The organism is Pseudomonas syringae (genome assembly GCF_021606685.1).
Lineage (GTDB): Bacteria > Pseudomonadota > Gammaproteobacteria > Pseudomonadales > Pseudomonadaceae > Aquipseudomonas > Aquipseudomonas syringae_R.
Genome location: NZ_WKCB01000002.1, coordinates 144,381 through 162,394, shown reverse-complemented (window position 1 = coordinate 162,394; position 18,014 = coordinate 144,381). Strand labels below are relative to the sequence as shown.

General features: G+C 59.6%; 20 protein-coding genes. 1 reads left to right on the top strand and 19 read right to left on the bottom strand.

Features of this window, described 5'->3' with window-relative positions:
- Positions 1–19: 19 nt before the first annotated feature.
- The 16 genes from hisS to trmJ all read right to left on the bottom strand — a co-directional run bounded on the left by hisS (position 20) and on the right by trmJ (position 13,342).
- Positions 20–1,309 carry a histidine--tRNA ligase gene (gene hisS, locus GIW02_RS01645; RefSeq protein ID WP_236414065.1) on the bottom strand — a complete coding sequence of 430 codons (1,290 nt, stop codon included), beginning with the start codon at positions 1,307–1,309 and terminating at the stop codon, positions 20–22.
- A 21-nt stretch (positions 1,310–1,330) separates the two neighbouring features.
- Positions 1,331–2,440, bottom strand: a complete 1,110-nt coding sequence (ispG, locus tag GIW02_RS01640; protein WP_003175952.1) for a flavodoxin-dependent (E)-4-hydroxy-3-methylbut-2-enyl-diphosphate synthase — start codon at positions 2,438–2,440, stop codon at positions 1,331–1,333.
- 2 nt (positions 2,441–2,442) lie between these two features.
- On the bottom strand, positions 2,443–3,423 hold the full coding sequence (locus GIW02_RS01635; protein WP_236421757.1) for a helix-turn-helix domain-containing protein: 981 nt from the start codon (positions 3,421–3,423) through the stop codon (positions 2,443–2,445).
- The gene (gene pilW / locus GIW02_RS01630; protein ID WP_236421756.1) at positions 3,423–4,181 is read right to left on the bottom strand and encodes a type IV pilus biogenesis/stability protein PilW; all 759 of its coding nucleotides are present in this window, start codon (positions 4,179–4,181) and stop codon (positions 3,423–3,425) included. Before pilW ends, GIW02_RS01635 begins: the two co-directional genes overlap by 1 nt.
- 12 nt (positions 4,182–4,193) lie before the next feature.
- The gene (gene rlmN / locus GIW02_RS01625) at positions 4,194–5,342 is read right to left on the bottom strand and encodes a 23S rRNA (adenine(2503)-C(2))-methyltransferase RlmN (RefSeq protein ID WP_236414077.1); all 1,149 of its coding nucleotides are present in this window, start codon (positions 5,340–5,342) and stop codon (positions 4,194–4,196) included.
- A 29-nt stretch (positions 5,343–5,371) separates the two neighbouring features.
- Positions 5,372–5,797, bottom strand: coding sequence for a nucleoside-diphosphate kinase (gene ndk / locus GIW02_RS01620; protein WP_003175956.1), 426 nt, complete (start codon positions 5,795–5,797; stop codon positions 5,372–5,374).
- Positions 5,798–5,889: 92 nt separating this feature from the next.
- On the bottom strand, positions 5,890–6,090 hold the full coding sequence (gene iscX, locus GIW02_RS01615; RefSeq protein WP_003238461.1) for a Fe-S cluster assembly protein IscX: 201 nt from the start codon (positions 6,088–6,090) through the stop codon (positions 5,890–5,892).
- Between the two features lie 14 nt (positions 6,091–6,104).
- Positions 6,105–6,446 (bottom strand): ISC system 2Fe-2S type ferredoxin, encoded by a 342-nt coding sequence (fdx, locus tag GIW02_RS01610; protein WP_105523895.1) that lies wholly within the window; start codon positions 6,444–6,446, stop codon positions 6,105–6,107.
- Between the two features lie 3 nt (positions 6,447–6,449).
- On the bottom strand, positions 6,450–8,312 hold the full coding sequence (hscA, locus tag GIW02_RS01605; protein WP_236414086.1) for a Fe-S protein assembly chaperone HscA: 1,863 nt from the start codon (positions 8,310–8,312) through the stop codon (positions 6,450–6,452).
- Positions 8,313–8,361: 49 nt separating this feature from the next.
- Complete coding sequence (gene hscB, locus GIW02_RS01600) at positions 8,362–8,883, bottom strand: co-chaperone HscB (RefSeq protein ID WP_116628764.1); 522 nt, start codon at positions 8,881–8,883, stop codon at positions 8,362–8,364.
- 8 nt (positions 8,884–8,891) lie between these two features.
- Positions 8,892–9,215: an iron-sulfur cluster assembly protein IscA gene (iscA, locus tag GIW02_RS01595; RefSeq protein ID WP_003175963.1), complete on the bottom strand. Its 324-nt coding sequence runs from the start codon at positions 9,213–9,215 to the stop codon at positions 8,892–8,894.
- 28 nt (positions 9,216–9,243) lie between these two features.
- Positions 9,244–9,630, bottom strand: coding sequence for a Fe-S cluster assembly scaffold IscU (gene iscU / locus GIW02_RS01590; protein ID WP_003175965.1), 387 nt, complete (start codon positions 9,628–9,630; stop codon positions 9,244–9,246).
- Positions 9,631–9,729: 99 nt separating this feature from the next.
- A complete protein-coding gene (locus GIW02_RS01585) occupies positions 9,730–10,944 on the bottom strand; it encodes an IscS subfamily cysteine desulfurase (RefSeq protein WP_078738990.1) in 1,215 nt (404 codons plus the stop codon).
- 50 nt (positions 10,945–10,994) lie between these two features.
- The gene (gene iscR / locus GIW02_RS01580) at positions 10,995–11,486 is read right to left on the bottom strand and encodes a Fe-S cluster assembly transcriptional regulator IscR (protein ID WP_003194020.1); all 492 of its coding nucleotides are present in this window, start codon (positions 11,484–11,486) and stop codon (positions 10,995–10,997) included.
- Between the two features lie 300 nt (positions 11,487–11,786).
- Complete coding sequence (gene cysE / locus GIW02_RS01575; RefSeq protein ID WP_236421755.1) at positions 11,787–12,569, bottom strand: serine O-acetyltransferase; 783 nt, start codon at positions 12,567–12,569, stop codon at positions 11,787–11,789.
- Positions 12,570–12,571: 2 nt separating this feature from the next.
- Entirely contained in the window at positions 12,572–13,342 is a 771-nt protein-coding gene (trmJ, locus tag GIW02_RS01570) for a tRNA (cytosine(32)/uridine(32)-2'-O)-methyltransferase TrmJ (RefSeq protein ID WP_236414097.1), read from the bottom strand.
- Positions 13,343–13,487: 145 nt separating this feature from the next.
- Here trmJ and suhB point away from each other — a divergent pair, with 145 nt between their 5' ends.
- On the top strand, positions 13,488–14,303 hold the full coding sequence (gene suhB, locus GIW02_RS01565) for a type III secretion system regulator SuhB (RefSeq protein ID WP_003175971.1): 816 nt from the start codon (positions 13,488–13,490) through the stop codon (positions 14,301–14,303).
- Between the two features lie 205 nt (positions 14,304–14,508).
- On the opposite strand, the gene GIW02_RS01560 is transcribed toward suhB, so the two are convergent.
- The 3 genes from GIW02_RS01560 to secD all read right to left on the bottom strand — a co-directional run bounded on the left by GIW02_RS01560 (position 14,509) and on the right by secD (position 17,968).
- The gene (locus GIW02_RS01560; RefSeq protein ID WP_015885750.1) at positions 14,509–15,051 is read right to left on the bottom strand and encodes a glycine zipper 2TM domain-containing protein; all 543 of its coding nucleotides are present in this window, start codon (positions 15,049–15,051) and stop codon (positions 14,509–14,511) included.
- A 124-nt stretch (positions 15,052–15,175) separates the two neighbouring features.
- Positions 15,176–16,090: a protein translocase subunit SecF gene (gene secF / locus GIW02_RS01555; RefSeq protein ID WP_034109261.1), complete on the bottom strand. Its 915-nt coding sequence runs from the start codon at positions 16,088–16,090 to the stop codon at positions 15,176–15,178.
- A 9-nt stretch (positions 16,091–16,099) separates the two neighbouring features.
- On the bottom strand, positions 16,100–17,968 hold the full coding sequence (gene secD / locus GIW02_RS01550) for a protein translocase subunit SecD (protein WP_236414099.1): 1,869 nt from the start codon (positions 17,966–17,968) through the stop codon (positions 16,100–16,102).
- Between the last annotated feature and the right edge of the window lie 46 nt (positions 17,969–18,014).

Sequence of the window (18,014 nt, the reverse complement as noted above, 5' to 3'; positions counted from 1 at the left end):
ATTCGGCTGTTCGACAGCTTCAACCCTGCACGACGCAGGTGGCCAAGTGCGCGGCGAGCGCATCAAAGGCAATGTTCTGTTGCTCGCCCTGGCCACGCAGGGGTTTGAAACCTATCACTTGCTGGGCCAACTCGTCATCGCCGAGGATCAGTGCATACAGCGCACCGCTCTTGTCGGCCTTCTTGAACTGGCTCTTGAAGCTGCCGGCGCCAGCATTGATCTGCAGGCGCAGGTTCGGCAGCTGGTCGCGCACGCTCTCGCTCAGGGCCAGGGCTGCCAATTCGGCGGCCTCGCCAAAAGCACAAAGGTACACGTCCACCTGACGGGAGATTTCTTCCGGGACCTGCTCCAGGGTTTCCAGCAGCAGGATCAGCCGCTCGATGCCCATGGCAAAGCCCACACCAGTAGTCGGCTTGCCACCCATCTGCTCGACCAGGCCGTCGTAACGGCCACCGGCACACACGGTGCCCTGGGCGCCGAGCTTGTCGGTGATCCACTCGAACACAGTCTTGCTGTAGTAATCGAGGCCGCGCACCAGTTTCGGGTTGATCACGTAGGGAATACCGGCTGCATCCAGGCGAGCCTTGAGGCCCTCGAAGTGCGTGCGGGATTCGTCGTCCAGGTAGTCGGCCATTTTCGGCGCGTCGACCAGTACGGCTTGCGTGTCGGCGTTCTTGGTATCGAGAACGCGCAGCGGGTTGGTTTTCAGACGGCGCTGGCTGTCTTCGTCCAACTTGTCCAGGTGGGCCGAGAGGTACTCAACCAGGGCAACGCGGTAGCGGCCCCGGGATTCGCTGGTGCCCAGGCTGTTGAGTTCAAGCTTGACCGCGTCACGGATACCCAGCAGGCCCCACAGGCGCCAGGTCAGCACGATCAGCTCGGCATCGATGTCCGGGCCGTCAAGGTTGAAAACTTCCAGGCCGATCTGGTGGAACTGGCGATAGCGGCCTTTTTGCGGGCGCTCGTGGCGGAACATCGGGCCGATGTACCACAGCTTCTGCGGCTGGCCACCGCCGGTGAGGCCATGCTCGAGCACAGCGCGCACGCACGCGGCAGTACCTTCCGGACGCAGGGTCAGGGAGTCGCCGTTGCGGTCTTCAAAGGTGTACATCTCTTTTTCGACGATGTCGGTCACTTCACCGATGGAGCGCTTGAACAGCTCGGTGAACTCGACGATCGGCATGCGGATCTGCTTGTAACCGTAGTTATCCAGCAGGCGCGCGACCGTGTTCTCGAAATAGCGCCACAGCGGCGTCTGCTCCGGCAGGATGTCGTTCATGCCACGAATGGCTTGCAGAGACTTGCTCACATCAAATCCTTAAATTCGTTCTTAGCCGCGCGCGATAAGCGCTGCGTCAGCTGCGACCTTCTCGGCCGCTTTCTCGCGGATCAGCTTTTCCAGCTCATCCACCAGATTGTCATTCGTCAACTTCTGCGACGGCTTGCCGTCGATGTAAATCAGGTTTGGAGTACCACCGGTCAGCCCCACATGGGCCTCTTTGGCCTCACCCGGACCATTGACCACGCAACCGATCACCGCAACATCCAGCGGCACCAGCAGATCCTCGAGGCGCAATTCCAAATCGTTCATGGTTTTCACCACGTCGAAGTTCTGCCGCGAACAGCTCGGGCAGGCAATGAAATTGATGCCACGCGACCGCAACCGCAGGGATTTGAGAATGTCGTAACCGACTTTCACTTCCTCTACAGGGTCAGCAGCAAGCGAGATGCGGATAGTATCGCCAATCCCTTCGGCGAGCAGCATACCCAGACCCACCGCAGATTTCACTGTGCCTGAGCGTAAACCGCCAGCTTCAGTGATACCCAGGTGCAGCGGCTGCACGATTTCCTTGGCCAGCAAGCGGTAGGCTTCTACCGCCATGAACACGTCGGAGGCCTTTACGCTGACCTTGAAGTCCTGGAAATTCAGGCGCTCAAGGTGCTCAACGTGGCGCAGCGCCGATTCAACCAGCGCGGCAGGGGTCGGTTCGCCGTATTTCTTTTGCAGGTCTTTTTCCAGGGAGCCGGCGTTAACGCCGATGCGGATCGGAATCCCGCGATCACGGGCCGCATCCACCACCGCACGCACGCGGTCTTCACGGCCAATGTTGCCGGGGTTGATACGCAGGCAGTCCACACCCAGTTCGGCTACACGCAGCGCGATCTTGTAGTCGAAGTGAATGTCGGCAACCAGCGGCACCTTGACCAATTGCTTGATGCGACCGAAGGCTTCGGCAGCGTCCATGTCTGGCACGGACACCCGTACGATGTCTACGCCGGCGGCTTCCAGACGATTGATCTGGGCAACGGTGGCGGCAACGTCATTGGTGTCGCTGTTGGTCATGCTCTGTACTGCGATGGGGGCATCGCCACCCACCGGCACTGAGCCGACCCAGATCTTGCGTGATACGCGACGTTTGATTGGAGATTCGCCGTGCATGACTATTGTCCCAACTTGAGGCGAGCAGTCTCGCCACTGGTGAACGGCGCCACGTCTACAGGCTGGCCGTTGTAGGCCACTTGCGCGCCACGGGCAAAGCCCAGACGCAGCGTCAAAGGAGGCTTGCCGCCCTGGTCGAGCGTATCTCCCTTACGCTTCAGACCGCTAAACAGCACTTTGCCATTGCCATCGGTGACTTGCGTCCAGCAGTCAGCGATGAAGGTAATCTGTACGTGCCCGTCACCGGCGATCAACGCTGGAGTGGTAGGCGGCGACATTGCAGGAGCAGCCGGGGTGGCTGGGGTGGCTGGCGCGGCAGTCGCTGGCGCAGGCGTCGCCGGGGTATGCACGGGCGCAGCAGGTGCCGCCGGAGCCGGAACAGCGGCGGTCTCGGCAGGGGCCGTTTGCGGCTCAGCCTGCTCGGCGATCTCCGGCGTTTGCGGCTCAGCCTGGGCCTGGGCCACGGCCTGGTCTTCCGGCTCATCCAGCGGATGAATCTGGGTGGTGCCGTCGGCGCTCTCGACTTCGACGTGCTCCATGGCGCTGCTGACCTGGTCCTTGTTTCGCAAGGAAGTCTGATCTTGCCACCAGACAAAACCGCCGCCGATCACGGCAATCAGCAACAACAGGCTGACAATGCGCAAGATGGTGTGGGAAACCCGCACCGGCTCTTCGATGCGACCCAAGCCGTGCACGCTGCTGCCCTGGGAGTCGGTACCGGTGAACTGGTCGAATTGCTGGACCAGCACGGCCTGGTCAATGCCCAGCAGTTTGGCGTAGGCGCGGATGTAGCCGCGGGCGAAGGTATGCCCAGGCAGCTTGTCGAACGCGCCCGCTTCCAGGTTGCCTAGGGATGTGGTGGTCAAATTGAGCTTGAGGGCCACTTCTGCCAGCGACCAGCCATTGCTTTCGCGGGCCTGACGCAAGGTCTCGCCTGGGTTTACGCGATTAGCTGCTACAACTTCCGGGTGCGCCGCTTTCATCATTGCTCCGACAGGTATTGCTGATATTCCGGCGTACCGGGATAGAGTCGTTCGAGTTGCTGGCCAAAACGTGCGGCCGTGTCGCGTTCTTCATGAACCGTCGCCAGGCGCACACCGAGCAATAGACTACGTGCATTTTGCCCGCTGAGCAGGCTAAAACGCTCGTAATAGTCACGTGCCGGCACATAATGCCTGTCTTCGTAAGACAACTCAGCCATTTCGAGCAAAGCACGTGGCTGGCGACTGTTCAGGTGCAGGGCTTTTTCCAGTTGCTGGCGCGCGCTGTCACGCTGACCAAGACGCATCGAGGTCACGCCGAGGTTCTCGAAAACGCGCGAACGCTCAGGATAGAGGGTATCGGCACTGGCTTGCTGGAAATAAAGGGCGGCCTGGTCAAAACGTTTCTGCTCGAACAGGAAGCTGCCGTAGTTGTTCAGCAGCCGCGGGTCGCCAGGACGGGAAGCCAGGGCCTTATGAAAATAGCGGTCAGCCAACTCAGGCTCGGCCTGGGCCTGGAACACCAGGGCCAGTGCGGCATTGGCGTCGGCATCGTTGCTGTCCAGCGCCAGCGCCTTAGCCAGCGGCACCTTGGCCTGCTCGCTCATGCCTTGTTGCAGGTAACCCAAGCCCAGTTGCACATAGGCAACTCGCGCCTCGTCACGGCCCTTACCGGTTTGCAGGGGGCTGTCATAGCCCGATGAAACACATCCGGCGGCGAGGCCGGTAACAAGCAAAAGCAGCGCAAGGCGCAAGGGCATAGAGGTCCTCTCTCAGATTCGATTCACAGCAATTTGCGGCAAATCTTCGGCGGCGTTAAGTTCGCGCACGGCGATATAACGTTCGCTGCGGCGGGTGCGGTCCATCACCTGCCCTACCAATTGGCCACAGGCGGCGTCGATGTCTTCACCACGCGTGGTGCGTACAGTGACGTTATAGCCGGCCTGGTGCAGTTGATCCTGGAAACGGCGGATGGCGTTGTTGCTTGGCCGCTCGTAGCCAGAATGTGGAAACGGGTTGAACGGAATCAGGTTGATCTTGCACGGGGTATTCTTGAGCAACTCGATCATTTCGACCGCGTGCTCGACCTTGTCGTTGATGTCCTTGAGCATGGTGTACTCAATGGTCAGAACGCGTTTCTCACCCAAAGTCGCCATATAACGCTGGCAAGATTCGAGCAGCATCTTAAGCGGATACTTCTTGTTGATCGGCACCAATTGGTTACGCAATGCGTCATTGGGTGCGTGCAGCGACAACGCCAGGGAGACGTCGATGTGCTTGGCCAGCTCATCGATCATCGGCACCACGCCGGAGGTCGACAGGGTTACACGGCGCTTGGAGATGCCGTAGCCCAGGTCGTCCATCATCAAATGCATGGCGGCAACGACGTTGTCGAAGTTCAGCAGCGGCTCACCCATGCCCATCATCACCACGTTGGTGATGGCACGGTCGACGGTCGCCGGGACGCTGCCAAAGGATTTGTTGGCAATCCACACCTGGCCGATCACTTCGGCGGCGGTGAGGTTGCTATTGAAGCCTTGCTTGCCGGTGGAGCAGAAACTGCAATCCAGGGCACAGCCTGCCTGGGACGAAACGCACAAGGTGCCGCGTTTGCCCTGGGGAATGTAAACAGTCTCGACGCAGCTGCCGGACGCCACGCGCACCACCCACTTACGGGTGCCGTCGCTGGAAATGTCCTCGCTGACCACTTCGGGACCACGGACCTCAGCAATGGCCTTGAGCTTGTCGCGCAGGGCCTTGCTGACGTTCGTCATGGCGTCGAAATCGTCGACACCAAAGTGGTGAATCCACTTCATTACCTGACCGGCACGGAAACGCTTCTCCCCGATTGAGTCGAAGAATTTTTCCATTTCCTGTTGAGTCAGACCCAGCAGGTTGGTTTTAACAGTCGATGTAGTCATGGATTCACCCTCACTCTTTAAGCCGATGCTTAGCGAGCGGTTACTTCAGTAGCAGCGAAAAAGTACGAGATTTCGCGAGCAGCAGCGGCTTCGGAGTCCGAACCGTGAACAGCGTTGGCGTCGATGGATTCAGCGAAGTCAGCGCGGATGGTGCCGGCAGCAGCTTCTTTAGGGTTGGTAGCGCCCATCAGCTCACGGTTCAGAGCGATAGCGTTTTCGCCTTCCAGAACCTGAACAACAACAGGACCGGAGATCATGAAGGCAACCAGGTCGCCGAAGAAGCCACGAGCGCTGTGCTCAGCGTAGAAGCCTTCAGCTTCAGCTTTGGACAGTTGCTTGAGTTTCGAAGCTACAACCTTCAGGCCGGCTTTTTCGAAACGAGTGGTGATCTCGCCGATGACGTTTTTTGCAACAGCGTCAGGCTTGATGATGGAGAAAGTACGTTGAACAGCCATGGTGTAACTCCAGAAACGGTAATTTACGAAAAATTAAACCCGCGAATTATACGCGGGTTATTGGGTATTGCCTAACTGCGTAAAAAGGCGGCTCAGTCTGCTTCTTCGATCCACAGGCCTTGAATCGCCTCCAGAACCTTTTCGCCACCCCGGTCCGGGATGTCGTCAAAGTCCGGCAGCTCCATCACCAGATTGCGCAGCTTGACGAAGTTGACCGTCAGAGGATTGACCTCCGGGTGCGCTTCAGCAAGTTGTATAGCGATTTCTTGTACATCAACCCATTTCAGGCTCATGACATTTCCTTGAATCAATGTGGCGCTTCGGCCGCATGGTTGAGCGAATATTTCGGAATTTCGACGGTGATGTCTTGAGTTCCGACCTTTGCCTGACAGCTTAGACGCGAATGCGCTTCCAGGCCCCAGGCACGATCAAGAAAGTCCTCTTCCAACTCGTCTGCTTCTTCCAGGGTATTGAACCCTTCACGAATGATGCAGTGGCAGGTGGTGCAGGCGCACACACCGCCGCAGGCGCTTTCGATCTCGATGTGGTTGTCATGGGCAACTTCGAGGATGGACTTGCCGGTCTCAGCCTCCACGACCATACCGTCCGGGCAATGCTCGGCGTGTGGCAGAAAAATGACCTGCGGCATTAATTATTCCTCGATTTCATTCAGTTTGCGCCCGGCCAGTGCGGCTTTCACCGTCTGATCCATGCGGCGGGCGGCAAAGGCATCAGTTACCTGCGACAAGCGCTTGGTCTGCTGCTCGATGGCGTAGCCATCGTTGCCTTTCATCAGTTCGGCCAGTTCCTGCATCTGCAGGTCGATGACCATGCGCTCTTCGGCATCCAGCAAACGCTCACCGTCGACTTCAAGGGCGCCCTGCACCGCTTCGAGCAGGCGCTGGGCATCCACTTGTTGCTCACGCAATACACGGGCGACCTTGTCGTCACCGGCGTATTGGAACGAATCCTTGAGCATCTTGGCGATTTCGCCGTCGGTGAGACCGTAGGACGGCTTGACCTGGATGCTGGCTTCAACGCCGGACGCCAATTCGCGCGCCGCAACGCTGAGCAGGCCATCAGCGTCGACCTGGAAGGTCACGCGGATTTTCGCCGCACCGGCGACCATGGCCGGGATACCACGCAATTCGAAACGCGCCAGGGAGCGGCAGTCGCTGATCAGCTCGCGCTCACCTTGCAGCACATGAATCATCATGGCCGTCTGGCCATCTTTGTAGGTAGTGAAGTCCTGGGCGCGGGCGACGGGGATGGTGGTGTTGCGTGGAATCACCTTCTCCATCAGGCCACCCATGGTTTCCAGGCCCAGGGACAACGGAATCACATCAAGCAGCAGCAGTTCGCCACCATCACGCTTGTTGCCGGCCAGGGTGTCGGCCTGGATCGCAGCACCAATGGCAACCACTTGATCGGGGTCGATTTCAGTCAGCGGCTGACGGCCAAACGCTTCAGCCACGGCCTCGCGAACGCGTGGAACCCGAGTGGAGCCACCGACCATGACCACGGCACCGACTTCTTCCAGCTCGATACCGGAATCGCGCACCGCGCGGCGGCAGGCTTTGAGGCTGCGGGCGACCATTGGCTCGATCAACGCATCGAAGGCTTCGCGAGTCAGTTGAGCCGACCAGTCACCGTAGGAAACTTCAACAGAAGCAGCGTCAGTCAGTGCTTCCTTGGCCGCGCAGGCGGTTTGCAACAGGTTGCGTTGCGCGCCTGGGTCCAGGTCGGCCGACAAGCCGGCGCTGGTGATGATCCAGCCCGCAATAGCATGGTCGAAGTCATCGCCGCCCAGGGCGCTGTCGCCGCCGGTGGCGAGCACTTCAAACACGCCGCCAGTCAGGCGCAGGATCGAAATATCAAAGGTACCGCCGCCCAGGTCGTAGATGGCGACGAGGCCTTCAGCGTGCTGGTCCAGGCCATAGGCCACGGCTGCCGCAGTCGGCTCGTTGAGCAGGCGCAACACGTTCAGGCCGGCAAGTTTCGCCGCATCCTTGGTGGCTTGGCGCTGAGCGTCATCGAAATAAGCCGGAACGGTAATCACCGCACCGACAAGTTCGCCGCCCAAGGTTTTCTCTGCGCGCTGGCGCAACACCTTGAGAATATCGGCCGACACTTCCACCGGGCTTTTCGGGCCCTGGATGGTGTCGATGAACGGCATGTGGGACTCACCGCCGACAAAGCGGTACGGCAGCTGGTCGCCCAATTGCTTGACGTCGGACAGACCACGACCCATCAAGCGCTTGACCGACAGCACGGTATTCAGAGGATCGGTAGACGCGGCCAGCTTGGCCGACTCACCGACTTCGGTGCGGTCCGCGTGATAGCGCACGGCCGACGGCAGGATCACTTGGCCATCAGCGTCAGGCAGCGGCTCGGACAGGCCGCTGCGCAAGGCTGCAACCAGGGAATTGGTGGTGCCCAGGTCAATCCCCACCGCCAGACGACGCTGGTGCGGTTGCGGGCTTTGGCCGGGTTCGGCGATTTGCAGTAGAGCCATGGTAATCAGGTCTTATCTGTCTCAGGCGTGCATCACGGGCAGCACTGGGTTAATCGTCGAGGCGCTCTTCTAGCTGGCGCACTTCGTAGGTGAGCTTGTCGAGAAACTGCATGCGCCGCATCAGGCGTTCGGCCTGCTCGCGTTGCGCTGCATCGTTCCAACAAGCCGCGAAGCTTTCGTTCAACTCATCCTGGGCCACTTTCAGACGACGCTTGAAGACTGCGACACCCGCCACATCGGCTTCGTCCTGCAAGTCTTCGAGCTCTTCGCGCCACTGCATCTGCTGCATCAGGAAGTCCGGATCGTGCACCGTGACTTCCAACGGCAACTCGCCACCGTTCATCGCAAGCAGGTAGCGCGCGCGCTTTGGAGGGCTTTTGAGCGTCTGATAGGCTTCGTTGAGGCTGGCCGATTGCTCCAGGGCCAGGCGTTGCTCACGCTCGGAAGCGTCAGCAAAGCGGTCCGGATGCACCCCACGCGCCAATTCTCGGTAGCGCGTGGCAAGCTGCTCAAGGTCCAGCCGAAAGCTCGGCTGCAGCTCGAATAAAGCGAAATGACAAGGAGTACCCACGAATAGCCTCAGATGTTGAAGCTTTCGCCGCAGCCACACTCACCGCGTACGTTGGGGTTGTTGAACTTGAAGCCTTCGTTCAACCCTTCCTTGACGAAATCGAGTTCGGTGCCGTCCAGGTAGGTCAGGCTCTTAGGGTCGATGATCACTTTCTCGCCGTGACTTTCGAACACCTGGTCCTCCGCAACCACCTCGTCGACAAACTCCAGCACGTAGGCAAGGCCGGAACAGCCTGTGGTGCGAACACCCAGACGAATCCCCTCACCTTTACCGCGCCCATTCAGGGAGCGGCGAATGTGCTGCGCAGCCGCTTCTGTCATGCTGATAGCCATCGTTGACTCCTTACTCGTCGCCAAATGCTTAGATCAAGCCTTTCTTCTGCTTGTAGTCGCGAACGGCCGCCTTGATGGCGTCTTCTGCGAGTACCGAGCAGTGGATTTTCACTGGCGGCAGGGCCAGTTCTTCGGCCAGCTGGGTGTTGCTGATGGTGACAGCCTCATCCAGGGTCTTGCCTTTCATCCATTCGGTCGCCAGCGAGCTGGAGGCGATGGCCGAACCGCAGCCGTAGGTCTTGAACTTGGCGTCTTCGATAACGCCAGCGTCGTTGACCTTGATCTGCAGGCGCATCACATCGCCGCACGCCGGAGCGCCGACCATGCCGGTGCCGACATCAGGGTCTTCCGCGTTCATCTTGCCGACGTTGCGCGGGTTTTCGTAGTGGTCGATGACCTTTTCGCTGTAAGCCATGGTACTGAATCCTCACTCATCAGGGCCGCTCTGGAACCCTGTAAAAACGCCTGCGTTTTCCGCCACGTTCCTACAGAGCTTGGGTGGCGGCTTCTATAGTTAGTGTGCCGCCCACTCGATCTTGGAAATATCGACACCGTCTTTGAACATGTCCCACAGCGGCGACAGAACACGCAGCTTGTTGACGGCTTCGCAGACTTTCTGCGCGGCGTAGTCGACTTGCTCTTCGGTGGTGAAACGGCCGAACGTAAAGCGGATCGAGCTGTGTGCCAGTTCGTCGTTGCGGCCCAGGGCGCGCAGTACGTACGAAGGCTCAAGGGACGCCGAGGTGCAGGCCGAACCGGACGAAACCGCCAGGTCCTTGAGCGCCATGATCAGCGACTCGCCTTCGACGTAGTTGAAGCTCAAATTCAGGTTGTGCGGTACACGGGCGGTCATGCTGCCGTTGATGTACAGCTCTTCAAGGTTCTCGACCTGCTTGTAGAAGCGATCGCTCAGGGCCTTGATGCGCACGTTTTCGGCAGCCATGTCTTCTTTGGCTACACGGAAAGCTTCGCCCATGCCGACGATCTGGTGGGTCGCCAGGGTGCCGGAACGCATGCCGCGCTCGTGACCACCGCCGTGCATGGTGGCTTCGATGCGCACGCGAGGCTTGCGGCTCACGTACAGCGCGCCGATGCCTTTAGGGCCGTAGGTCTTGTGGGCGGAGAACGACATCAGGTCGACTTTCAGCTTCGACAGGTCGATATCGACCTTGCCAGTGGACTGAGCCGCGTCGACGTGCAGCAGGATGCCCTTGGAACGGGTCAGCTCGCCGATGGCCGCGATGTCGTTAATGGTGCCGATTTCGTTGTTCACGTGGATCACGGAAACCAGGATGGTGTCTTCACGCAGCGCGGCTTCGATCATGGCCGGGGTGACGATACCGTCGGTGGTTGGCTCGAGGTAGGTCACCTCAAAACCTTCACGCTCCAGTTGGCGCATGGTGTCGAGGACAGCCTTGTGCTCAATCTTGGTGGTGATCAGGTGTTTGCCTTTGGTCGCATAGAAATGCGCCGCGCCCTTGATAGCCAGGTTGTCGGACTCGGTGGCACCGGAGGTCCAGACGATTTCACGCGGGTCTGCGCCAACCAGGTCAGCGACCTGGCGACGAGCGTTCTCGACCGCTTCCTCGGCTTTCCAGCCGAATACGTGGGAACGGGAGGCTGGGTTGCCGAAATTTCCGTCAACCAGCAGGCATTCGCTCATCTTTTGCGCGACACGCGGATCAACCGGGGTGGTCGCTGAGTAATCAAGGTAAATCGGCAATTTCATGGACTTTCTCCTAAATCAGGCTGGCTGGCGTGCCGTTAGCTCTTCGGCTGTCACTCGACGGCGGACGCTTCAATCTTGTCCAGACGCGGCGCCTTGGTGTTGCAACGGCGCTGGTCCTGACGCTGGGCTACTTCTTGTACCTCACGGCGAGTCACAAGATCAGCCAAGCTGATACCGCTCAAAAACTCATGGATCTGCAGGCTCAAGTCACACCACAAGTGGTGGGTCAAGCAGGTGTCGCCGGCATGGCAGTCACCCAGGCCCTGGCATTTGGTCGCATCGACGGATTCGTTGACCGCATCGATCACCTGCGCTACCTGGATGCCCTGCATATCGCGGGACAATTGATAGCCACCGCCAGGGCCACGCACACTGGAAACCAGATTGCTGCGGCGCAACTTGGCAAACAGCTGCTCAAGGTAGGACAGGGAAATGCCTTGGCGCTCGGAGATATCGGCCAGGGACACCGGCCCAGTTTGCGCGTGCAAGGCCAGGTCAAGCATGGCGGTCACCGCGTATCGGCCTTTTGTAGTCAGTCTCATGGACAAGTACCAAGGTGTTTCGGAATGGGGGCAAGTATGCGATTCCCGAGTATTTAAGTCAACTATAAGACCTAGTACTTTAGTCAGGATTACCCGTAAAAAGGGCGCGCGAATCATAGCAGGGTGGGGCGGGATGGACCAGCGGCGGCGGGCTCAATGCTGAATCTCAAGACCAATGGAGATCAAATGTGGGAGGGGGCTTGCTCCCGATGACGGCGGATCAGCCAATAACTGTAGTGGCTGACACATTGCCATTGGGGGCAAGCCCCCTCCCCAGGGTCTTGCGGTGAAGTCGAGACCTCAGCCTGCCTTGGTGGCGGTTTCGTCCTTTATCTCGGCGAAGTCCTCTTCGCGCAGCTCAGGCAGATCCTTGGCGCAGTAGCTGCTGCCCAGCTCTTTGAGCGCGCCACACATGCCGTCCAGCTTGCCATCTACCGCCTGCAAGTGGTCGAGCAATTGGCCGATGGCGCGCGCCACCGGGTCAGGCATGTCTTCGCTGACACCGTAGGCATCAAAGCCGATTTTTTCGGCCATGGCCTTACGCTTGGCTTCCTGCTCGTCGCCTACTTCCGGCTTGACGATGATTCGGCCTGGAATACCCACCACAGTGGCGCCAGGCGGCACAGCCTTGGTGACGACCGCATTGGAGCCGACTTTGGCGCCCGCCCCCACGGTAACCGGCCCCAGCACCTTGGCGCCCGCCCCGACCACCACGCCATCTTCCAGGGTTGGGTGGCGCTTGCCTTTATTCCAGCTGGTGCCGCCCAGAGTCACGCCTTGATAGAGCGTCACGTCGTCGCCAATCTCAGCCGTCTCGCCGATCACAATGCCCATGCCATGGTCGATAAAAAAACGACGACCAACCTTGGCGCCCGGGTGAATCTCGATCCCGGTCAACCAGCGTCCGAAGTTCGACACCAACCGCGCCAGCCACTTCCAGCCCATGCCCCACAAGGCGCCGGACAGGCGGTGGATCCAGATCGCATGCATGCCCGGGTAGCAGGTCAGCACTTCAAAGGCGTTGCGCGCCGCCGGGTCACGGTGGAAAACACTCTGGATATCTTCTCGCAAACGCTCGAACATTTTTAATCCTTCCGCTTAATAAGCTCGCCACGGGCCGCTTTCTGGGTTTCCGTGAGGATGCCACGCAATATATTCATTTCTGCCCGGCTGACCGAGCTGCGCCCGTACAGGCGACGCAGGCGCGCCATCAAGTGCCGCGGCTTCTCAGGATCAAGGAATTCGATGGCCACCAGGGTGTGCTCCAGGTGCTCATAGAAACGCTCCAGCTCGTCCATGGTGGCCAACTCGCCACTTTTGGTCGACGCCACTTCATCCTTTTCCACCTTGCTCGGCTGACCTTCAGCAGCCAGCCAGGACATACGCACTTCATAACTCAACACCTGCACCGCCGCCCCGAGGTTCAGCGAGCTGAACTCAGGGTCTGATGGAATGTGCACGTGATAATGACATCGCTGCAGCTCTTCATTGGTGAGGCCGGAATCTTCACGACCAAACACCAAGGCGATTTCAGCGCCGCCGGCAGCCTCTTCCACTACCTTGGTCCCGCACTCGCGCGGGTCCAGCAGGGGCCAGGGGATGCGACGGTCGCGGGCGCTGGTGCCGAGCACCAGGTTGCAGCCGACCAAAGCGTCTTCCAGGGTGGCGACGACCTGGGCTTTTTCCAGGATGTCATTGGCGCCGGACGCGCGGGCATCGGCCTCGTGGTGCGGGAACACACGCGGCTCAACCAGCACCAGGCGCGTCAGCCCCATGTTTTTCATGGCTCGCGCCACCCCGCCGATATTGCCGGGGTGACTGGTATTGACCAAGACGACACGAATGTTTTGCAGCAAGGGAGGCGCTCTCGGACACGGGAAAGGGGAGCAAATCTTACAGAACAGCCTAAGGTTATGCCATGAAAGCTAACGTCGTCCTTCACCTGAAGAAAGTTTCTGCTAGAATGCCCGGCTTTCTTTAACAACCTTAGGTGACACATCCATGCAGCCCATGCTGAATATCGCGCTGCGCGCCGCCCGCAGCGCCAGTGAATTGATCTTCCGCTCCATCGAGCGCCTGGATACCATCAAGGTCGACGAAAAAGACGCCAAGGATTACGTGTCCGAGGTCGATCGCGCCGCCGAACAGAAAATCATCGACGCACTGCGCAAGGCCTACCCTACCCACGGCATCCTCGGCGAAGAAACCGGCTTGCACAAAGGCAGCGGCGAAGGCGAAGACTACCTGTGGATTATCGACCCACTGGATGGCACCACCAACTTCCTGCGCGGCATCCCACACTTTGCGGTCAGCATTGCCTGCAAATACCGTGGCCGCCTGGAACACGCCGTCGTACTTGACCCGGTTCGCCAGGAAGAATTCACCGCCAGCCGTGGCCGTGGCGCCCAGCTGAACGGTCGCCGCTTGCGCGTAAGCGGCCGCACCAGCCTGGACGGCGCCCTGCTGGGTACCGGCTTCCCGTTCCGTGACGACCAGATGGACAACCTGGAAAACTACCTGGGCATGTTCCGCGCCCTGGTTGGCCAAACCGCCGGCATCCGCCGCGCCGGCGCAGCCAGCCTTGACCTGGCCTACGTGGCCGCCGGTCGTTTTGATGCGTTCTGGGAATCGGGCCTGTCCGAGTGGGACATGGCTGCGGGCGCCCTGCTGATTCAAGAAGCCGGCGGCCTGGTGAGCGACTTCACCGGCGGTCACGACTTCCTTGAGAAAGGCCACGTGGTTGCCGGCAACACCAAATGCTTCAAGGCAGTACTGACGGCGATCCAGCCGCACTTGCCAGCCTCGCTGAAGCGTTAAGCGAGCGAGCACAAAAAAGCACCCCGAGGGGTGCTTTTTTTATGCCTGGGATTTGAGTCAGACCCAAGCCTGAGCAACAACAAGACTCAAATGTGGGAGGGGGCTTGCTCCCGATTGCAGTGGCTCAGCTAAAAACCCATTAACTGATGCACCGCTCTCAGGGGCAAGCCCCCTCCCACATTTTGAATGGCATCAGGCTCTGGAATTACTGCTGGTTCTGGCCCAGAACCAAGCGGCCTTCCTTGTCGACCGGAATCTGACCACCTGGGTCACGATCCATGCGCACCGAACCTTCCTTGCCGTCCAGGGTGTAACGCACGTCGTAGCCGACAACCTTGTCGCTGATGTCGTTGACGGTGTTACAACGGGTCTGGGTGGTGGTGTAGGTATCGCGGTTCTGCATACCTTCCTGAACCTTGTTACCGGCATAACCGCCACCGACCGCACCGGCCACGGTGGCCAGCTTCTTACCATTACCGCCACCGACCTGGTTGCCCAACAGGCCACCGGCCAGCGCACCGACCACGGTACCGACGATCTGATGCTGATCCTGCACCGGCTTCTGCCGGGTCACTGCGACGTCCTTGCAGACCTCGCGAGGGGTCTTGATCTGGGTTTTCACCGGCTGCACTGCCAGCACTTGCGCATACTCAGGGCCGCTTTTTACCAGGCTGTAGGTGGCAACAGCACCCCCGGCAGTCACACCGACAGCACCCAATACCGCACCAACCAGTAACGACTTGTTCACGTTGAACCTCCTGACCATCACAAACGGACCGAAACGTCCGCGCTATACCCAGCCTTGGAGCAATAAAAAAGGCACGAGTTCAATACTCGTGCCTTCTTTGTAACAGCAGATCAACAAGCGCCCATCAAGGGCGGTCGTCGACCTCCTTGCCGGTAGCGGCAGGAGGGATCAAGTCTTCGCTGTTGAGGTTCAGCCAGATCAGCACCACGTTGGCGATGTAGATCGACGAGTAGGTGCCCGCCAGAACGCCGATAAACAGCGCCAGGGAGAAGCCCCACAGGTTGTCGCCCCCGAAGATCATCAGTGCCGCGATCGCCAGCAAGGTGGAGATCGACGTCGCCATGGTCCGCAGCAAGGTCTGGGTGGTCGAGATGTTGATGTTCTCGATCAGCGTAGCCTTGCGCAGTACGCGAAAGTTCTCACGAACCCGGTCGAATACCACGATGGTGTCGTTGAGCGAGTAACCGATGATCGCCAGCACCGCCGCCAATACCGTCAGGTCGAAGGTGATCTGGAAGTACGCGAGGATACCTACGGTCACGATCACGTCGTGGATCAGCGACACAATGGCGCCGACACCGAACTTCCACTGAAAGCGGAACGCCAGGTAGATCATGATGCCGACCAGCGCCATCAGCATGCCGAGGCCGCCCTGGTCGCGCAGCTCTTCACCCACCTGCGGGCCCACGAACTCGACGCGTTTGACCGACGCCGGGTTGTCGCCGCCGACCTTCTGCAAGGCCTCGGCTACCTGGTGACCCAATTGCGGGTCTTCGCCTGGCATACGCACCAGCAGGTCGGTGGTCGCACCAAAGCTCTGCACGATGGCTTCGTGATAGCCGGCCTTGACCAGCTCGTTGCGCACCAGGGTAACGTCGGCGGGCTTCTCGTAGGTCAGCTCGATGAGCGTACCGCCGGTGAAGTCCAGACCGTAGTTCAGGCCCTTATGGAACCAGCTGAACAATGCCAGAACGGTAAGGAGCACAGTGACGCCGAACGCAACGTTGCGAACGCCCATGAAGTTGATTGTACGTAACATGGCAGCCCCTTAAATCCACAACTTCTTGAAGTCACGCCCGCCAAAGATCAGGTTGACCATTGCGCGGGTCACCATGATGGCCGTGAACATCGAGGTAAAGATACCGAGGGACATGGTCACCGCAAAACCTTTGACCGGGCCGGTGCCCATGGCAAAGAGAATCCCGCCGACCAGCAAAGTGGTCAGGTTGGAGTCGAGAATCGCGGTAAATGCCCGGCCGAAGCCTTCGTTGATTGCGCGCTGTACGGTCATGCCCGCCGCGATCTCTTCACGAATCCGCGAGAAGATCAGTACGTTGGCGTCTACCGCCATACCCATGGTGAGTACGATACCGGCGATACCTGGCAGGGTCAGCGTAGCGCCCAGCAGCGACATCAAGGCCAACAGCATCACCATGTTGCCCGCCAGGGCCACGGTGGCGATGATGCCGAAGAAACGGTAGATGGCGATGATGAACAGCGATACGAACAGCATGCCCCACAGGGAGGCATCGATACCCTTGGTGATGTTGTCGGCACCCAGGCTCGGGCCGATGGTGCGCTCTTCAGCAAAGTACATCGGAGCAGCCAGGCCACCGGCACGCAGCAGCAGGGCCAGTTCCGAGGATTCGCCCTGACCGTTCAGGCCAGTGATGCGGAATTGAGCACCCAGCGGCGACTGGATGGTCGCCAGGCTGATGATCTTCTTCTCTTCCTTGAAGGTCTGTACCGGCACGTCTTTCTCGACGCCGTTGACCATTTGCTTGGTGTAGGTGGTCACCGGACGCTGCTCGATGAAGATCACCGCCATGCTGCGACCAACGTTGCTGCGCGTGGCGCGACTCATCAGTTCGCCGCCGTGGCCATCCAGACGGATGTTCACTTCAGGGGTGCCGTGCTCGCCGAAACCAGCCTTGGCGTCGGTAACCTGGTCACCGGTGATGATCAAGCCACGCTCGATCAGCGCTGGAGGACGGTTGCCTTCACGGAACTCGAACTCTTCGGAAGTCGCACGGGAGGCACCTGGCTCAGCCGCCAGACGGAATTCCAGGTTGGCGGTTTTACCCAGGATACGCTTGGCTTCAGCGGTGTCCTGTACGCCCGGTAGTTCAACCACGATGCGGTTGGCACCCTGGCGCTGCACGATTGGCTCGGCCACACCCAGCTCGTTGACGCGGTTACGCACCGTGGTCAAGTTTTGCTTGATGGAGTATTCGCGGATTTCCGCGATCTTCGCCGGGCTCATCGCCAGACGCAGTACAGCCTGACCATTCAGGTCGGCCGGTACAATGTCGAAATCGTTGAAGTTCTTGCGGATCAGCGCACGGGCCTGCTCGCGGGAAGCTTCGTCAGCGAAACCCAGCTGGATGGCACCGTTGAGCTGCGGCAGGCTGCGATAGCGCAGCTTCTCTTTACGCAGCAGGCTTTTCACGTCGCCTTCGTAGACTTTCAGGCGCGCGTCGAGGGCTTTGTCCATGTCGACTTCCAGCAGGAAGTGCACACCACCGGACAAGTCCAGACCCAGCTTCATCGGGTGCGCGCCAATGCTGCGCAGCCATTGTGGCGTGGTCTGTGCCAGGTTGAGCGCGACAACGTAGTCGTCACCCATGGCCTTGCGTACGACATCCTTGGCTGGCAATTGGTCTTCTTGCTTGGCGAGGCGCAGCAAGCCGCCCTTCGCATCAGCCGCCAACGTTGCCGCTTTTACCTGGATACCTGCGTCGGTGAGCGCCTTGCTCGCGCGTTCCAGGTCAGCCTGATTGACCTGCAGCGAAGTGCTGGCGCCAGTGATCTGGATCGCAGGGTCATCAGGATAAAGATTGGGAGCGGAATAAATAAAACCGATCGCCAGCACCGCCAGGATCAGTACGTATTTCCACAGAGGGTATTTGTTCAGCATCACGCCGCCCGCTTATAACGCGGGGCGCCTTGCGCGCCCCGTCGAT

What these genes read in the sequence shown, in the direction of transcription:
- ispG (WP_003175952.1), bottom strand. Translation starts at nt 2,440, where the DNA reads ATGCACGGCGAATCTCCAATCAAACGTCGCGTATCACGCAAGATCTGG.
- GIW02_RS01635 (WP_236421757.1), bottom strand. Translation starts at nt 3,423, where the DNA reads ATGAAAGCGGCGCACCCGGAAGTTGTAGCAGCTAATCGCGTAAACCCA.
- pilW (WP_236421756.1), bottom strand. Translation starts at nt 4,181, where the DNA reads ATGCCCTTGCGCCTTGCGCTGCTTTTGCTTGTTACCGGCCTCGCCGCC.
- rlmN (WP_236414077.1), bottom strand. Translation starts at nt 5,342, where the DNA reads ATGACTACATCGACTGTTAAAACCAACCTGCTGGGTCTGACTCAACAG.
- ndk (WP_003175956.1), bottom strand. Translation starts at nt 5,797, where the DNA reads ATGGCTGTTCAACGTACTTTCTCCATCATCAAGCCTGACGCTGTTGCA.
- iscX (WP_003238461.1), bottom strand. Translation starts at nt 6,090, where the DNA reads ATGAGCCTGAAATGGGTTGATGTACAAGAAATCGCTATACAACTTGCT.
- fdx (WP_105523895.1), bottom strand. Translation starts at nt 6,446, where the DNA reads ATGCCGCAGGTCATTTTTCTGCCACACGCCGAGCATTGCCCGGACGGT.
- hscA (WP_236414086.1), bottom strand. Translation starts at nt 8,312, where the DNA reads ATGGCTCTACTGCAAATCGCCGAACCCGGCCAAAGCCCGCAACCGCAC.
- iscA (WP_003175963.1), bottom strand. Translation starts at nt 9,215, where the DNA reads ATGGCTATCAGCATGACAGAAGCGGCTGCGCAGCACATTCGCCGCTCC.
- iscU (WP_003175965.1), bottom strand. Translation starts at nt 9,630, where the DNA reads ATGGCTTACAGCGAAAAGGTCATCGACCACTACGAAAACCCGCGCAAC.
- GIW02_RS01585 (WP_078738990.1), bottom strand. Translation starts at nt 10,944, where the DNA reads ATGAAATTGCCGATTTACCTTGATTACTCAGCGACCACCCCGGTTGAT.
- iscR (WP_003194020.1), bottom strand. Translation starts at nt 11,486, where the DNA reads ATGAGACTGACTACAAAAGGCCGATACGCGGTGACCGCCATGCTTGAC.
- cysE (WP_236421755.1), bottom strand. Translation starts at nt 12,569, where the DNA reads ATGTTCGAGCGTTTGCGAGAAGATATCCAGAGTGTTTTCCACCGTGAC.
- suhB (WP_003175971.1), top strand. Translation starts at nt 13,488, where the DNA reads ATGCAGCCCATGCTGAATATCGCGCTGCGCGCCGCCCGCAGCGCCAGT.
- secF (WP_034109261.1), bottom strand. Translation starts at nt 16,090, where the DNA reads ATGTTACGTACAATCAACTTCATGGGCGTTCGCAACGTTGCGTTCGGC.
- secD (WP_236414099.1), bottom strand. Translation starts at nt 17,968, where the DNA reads ATGCTGAACAAATACCCTCTGTGGAAATACGTACTGATCCTGGCGGTG.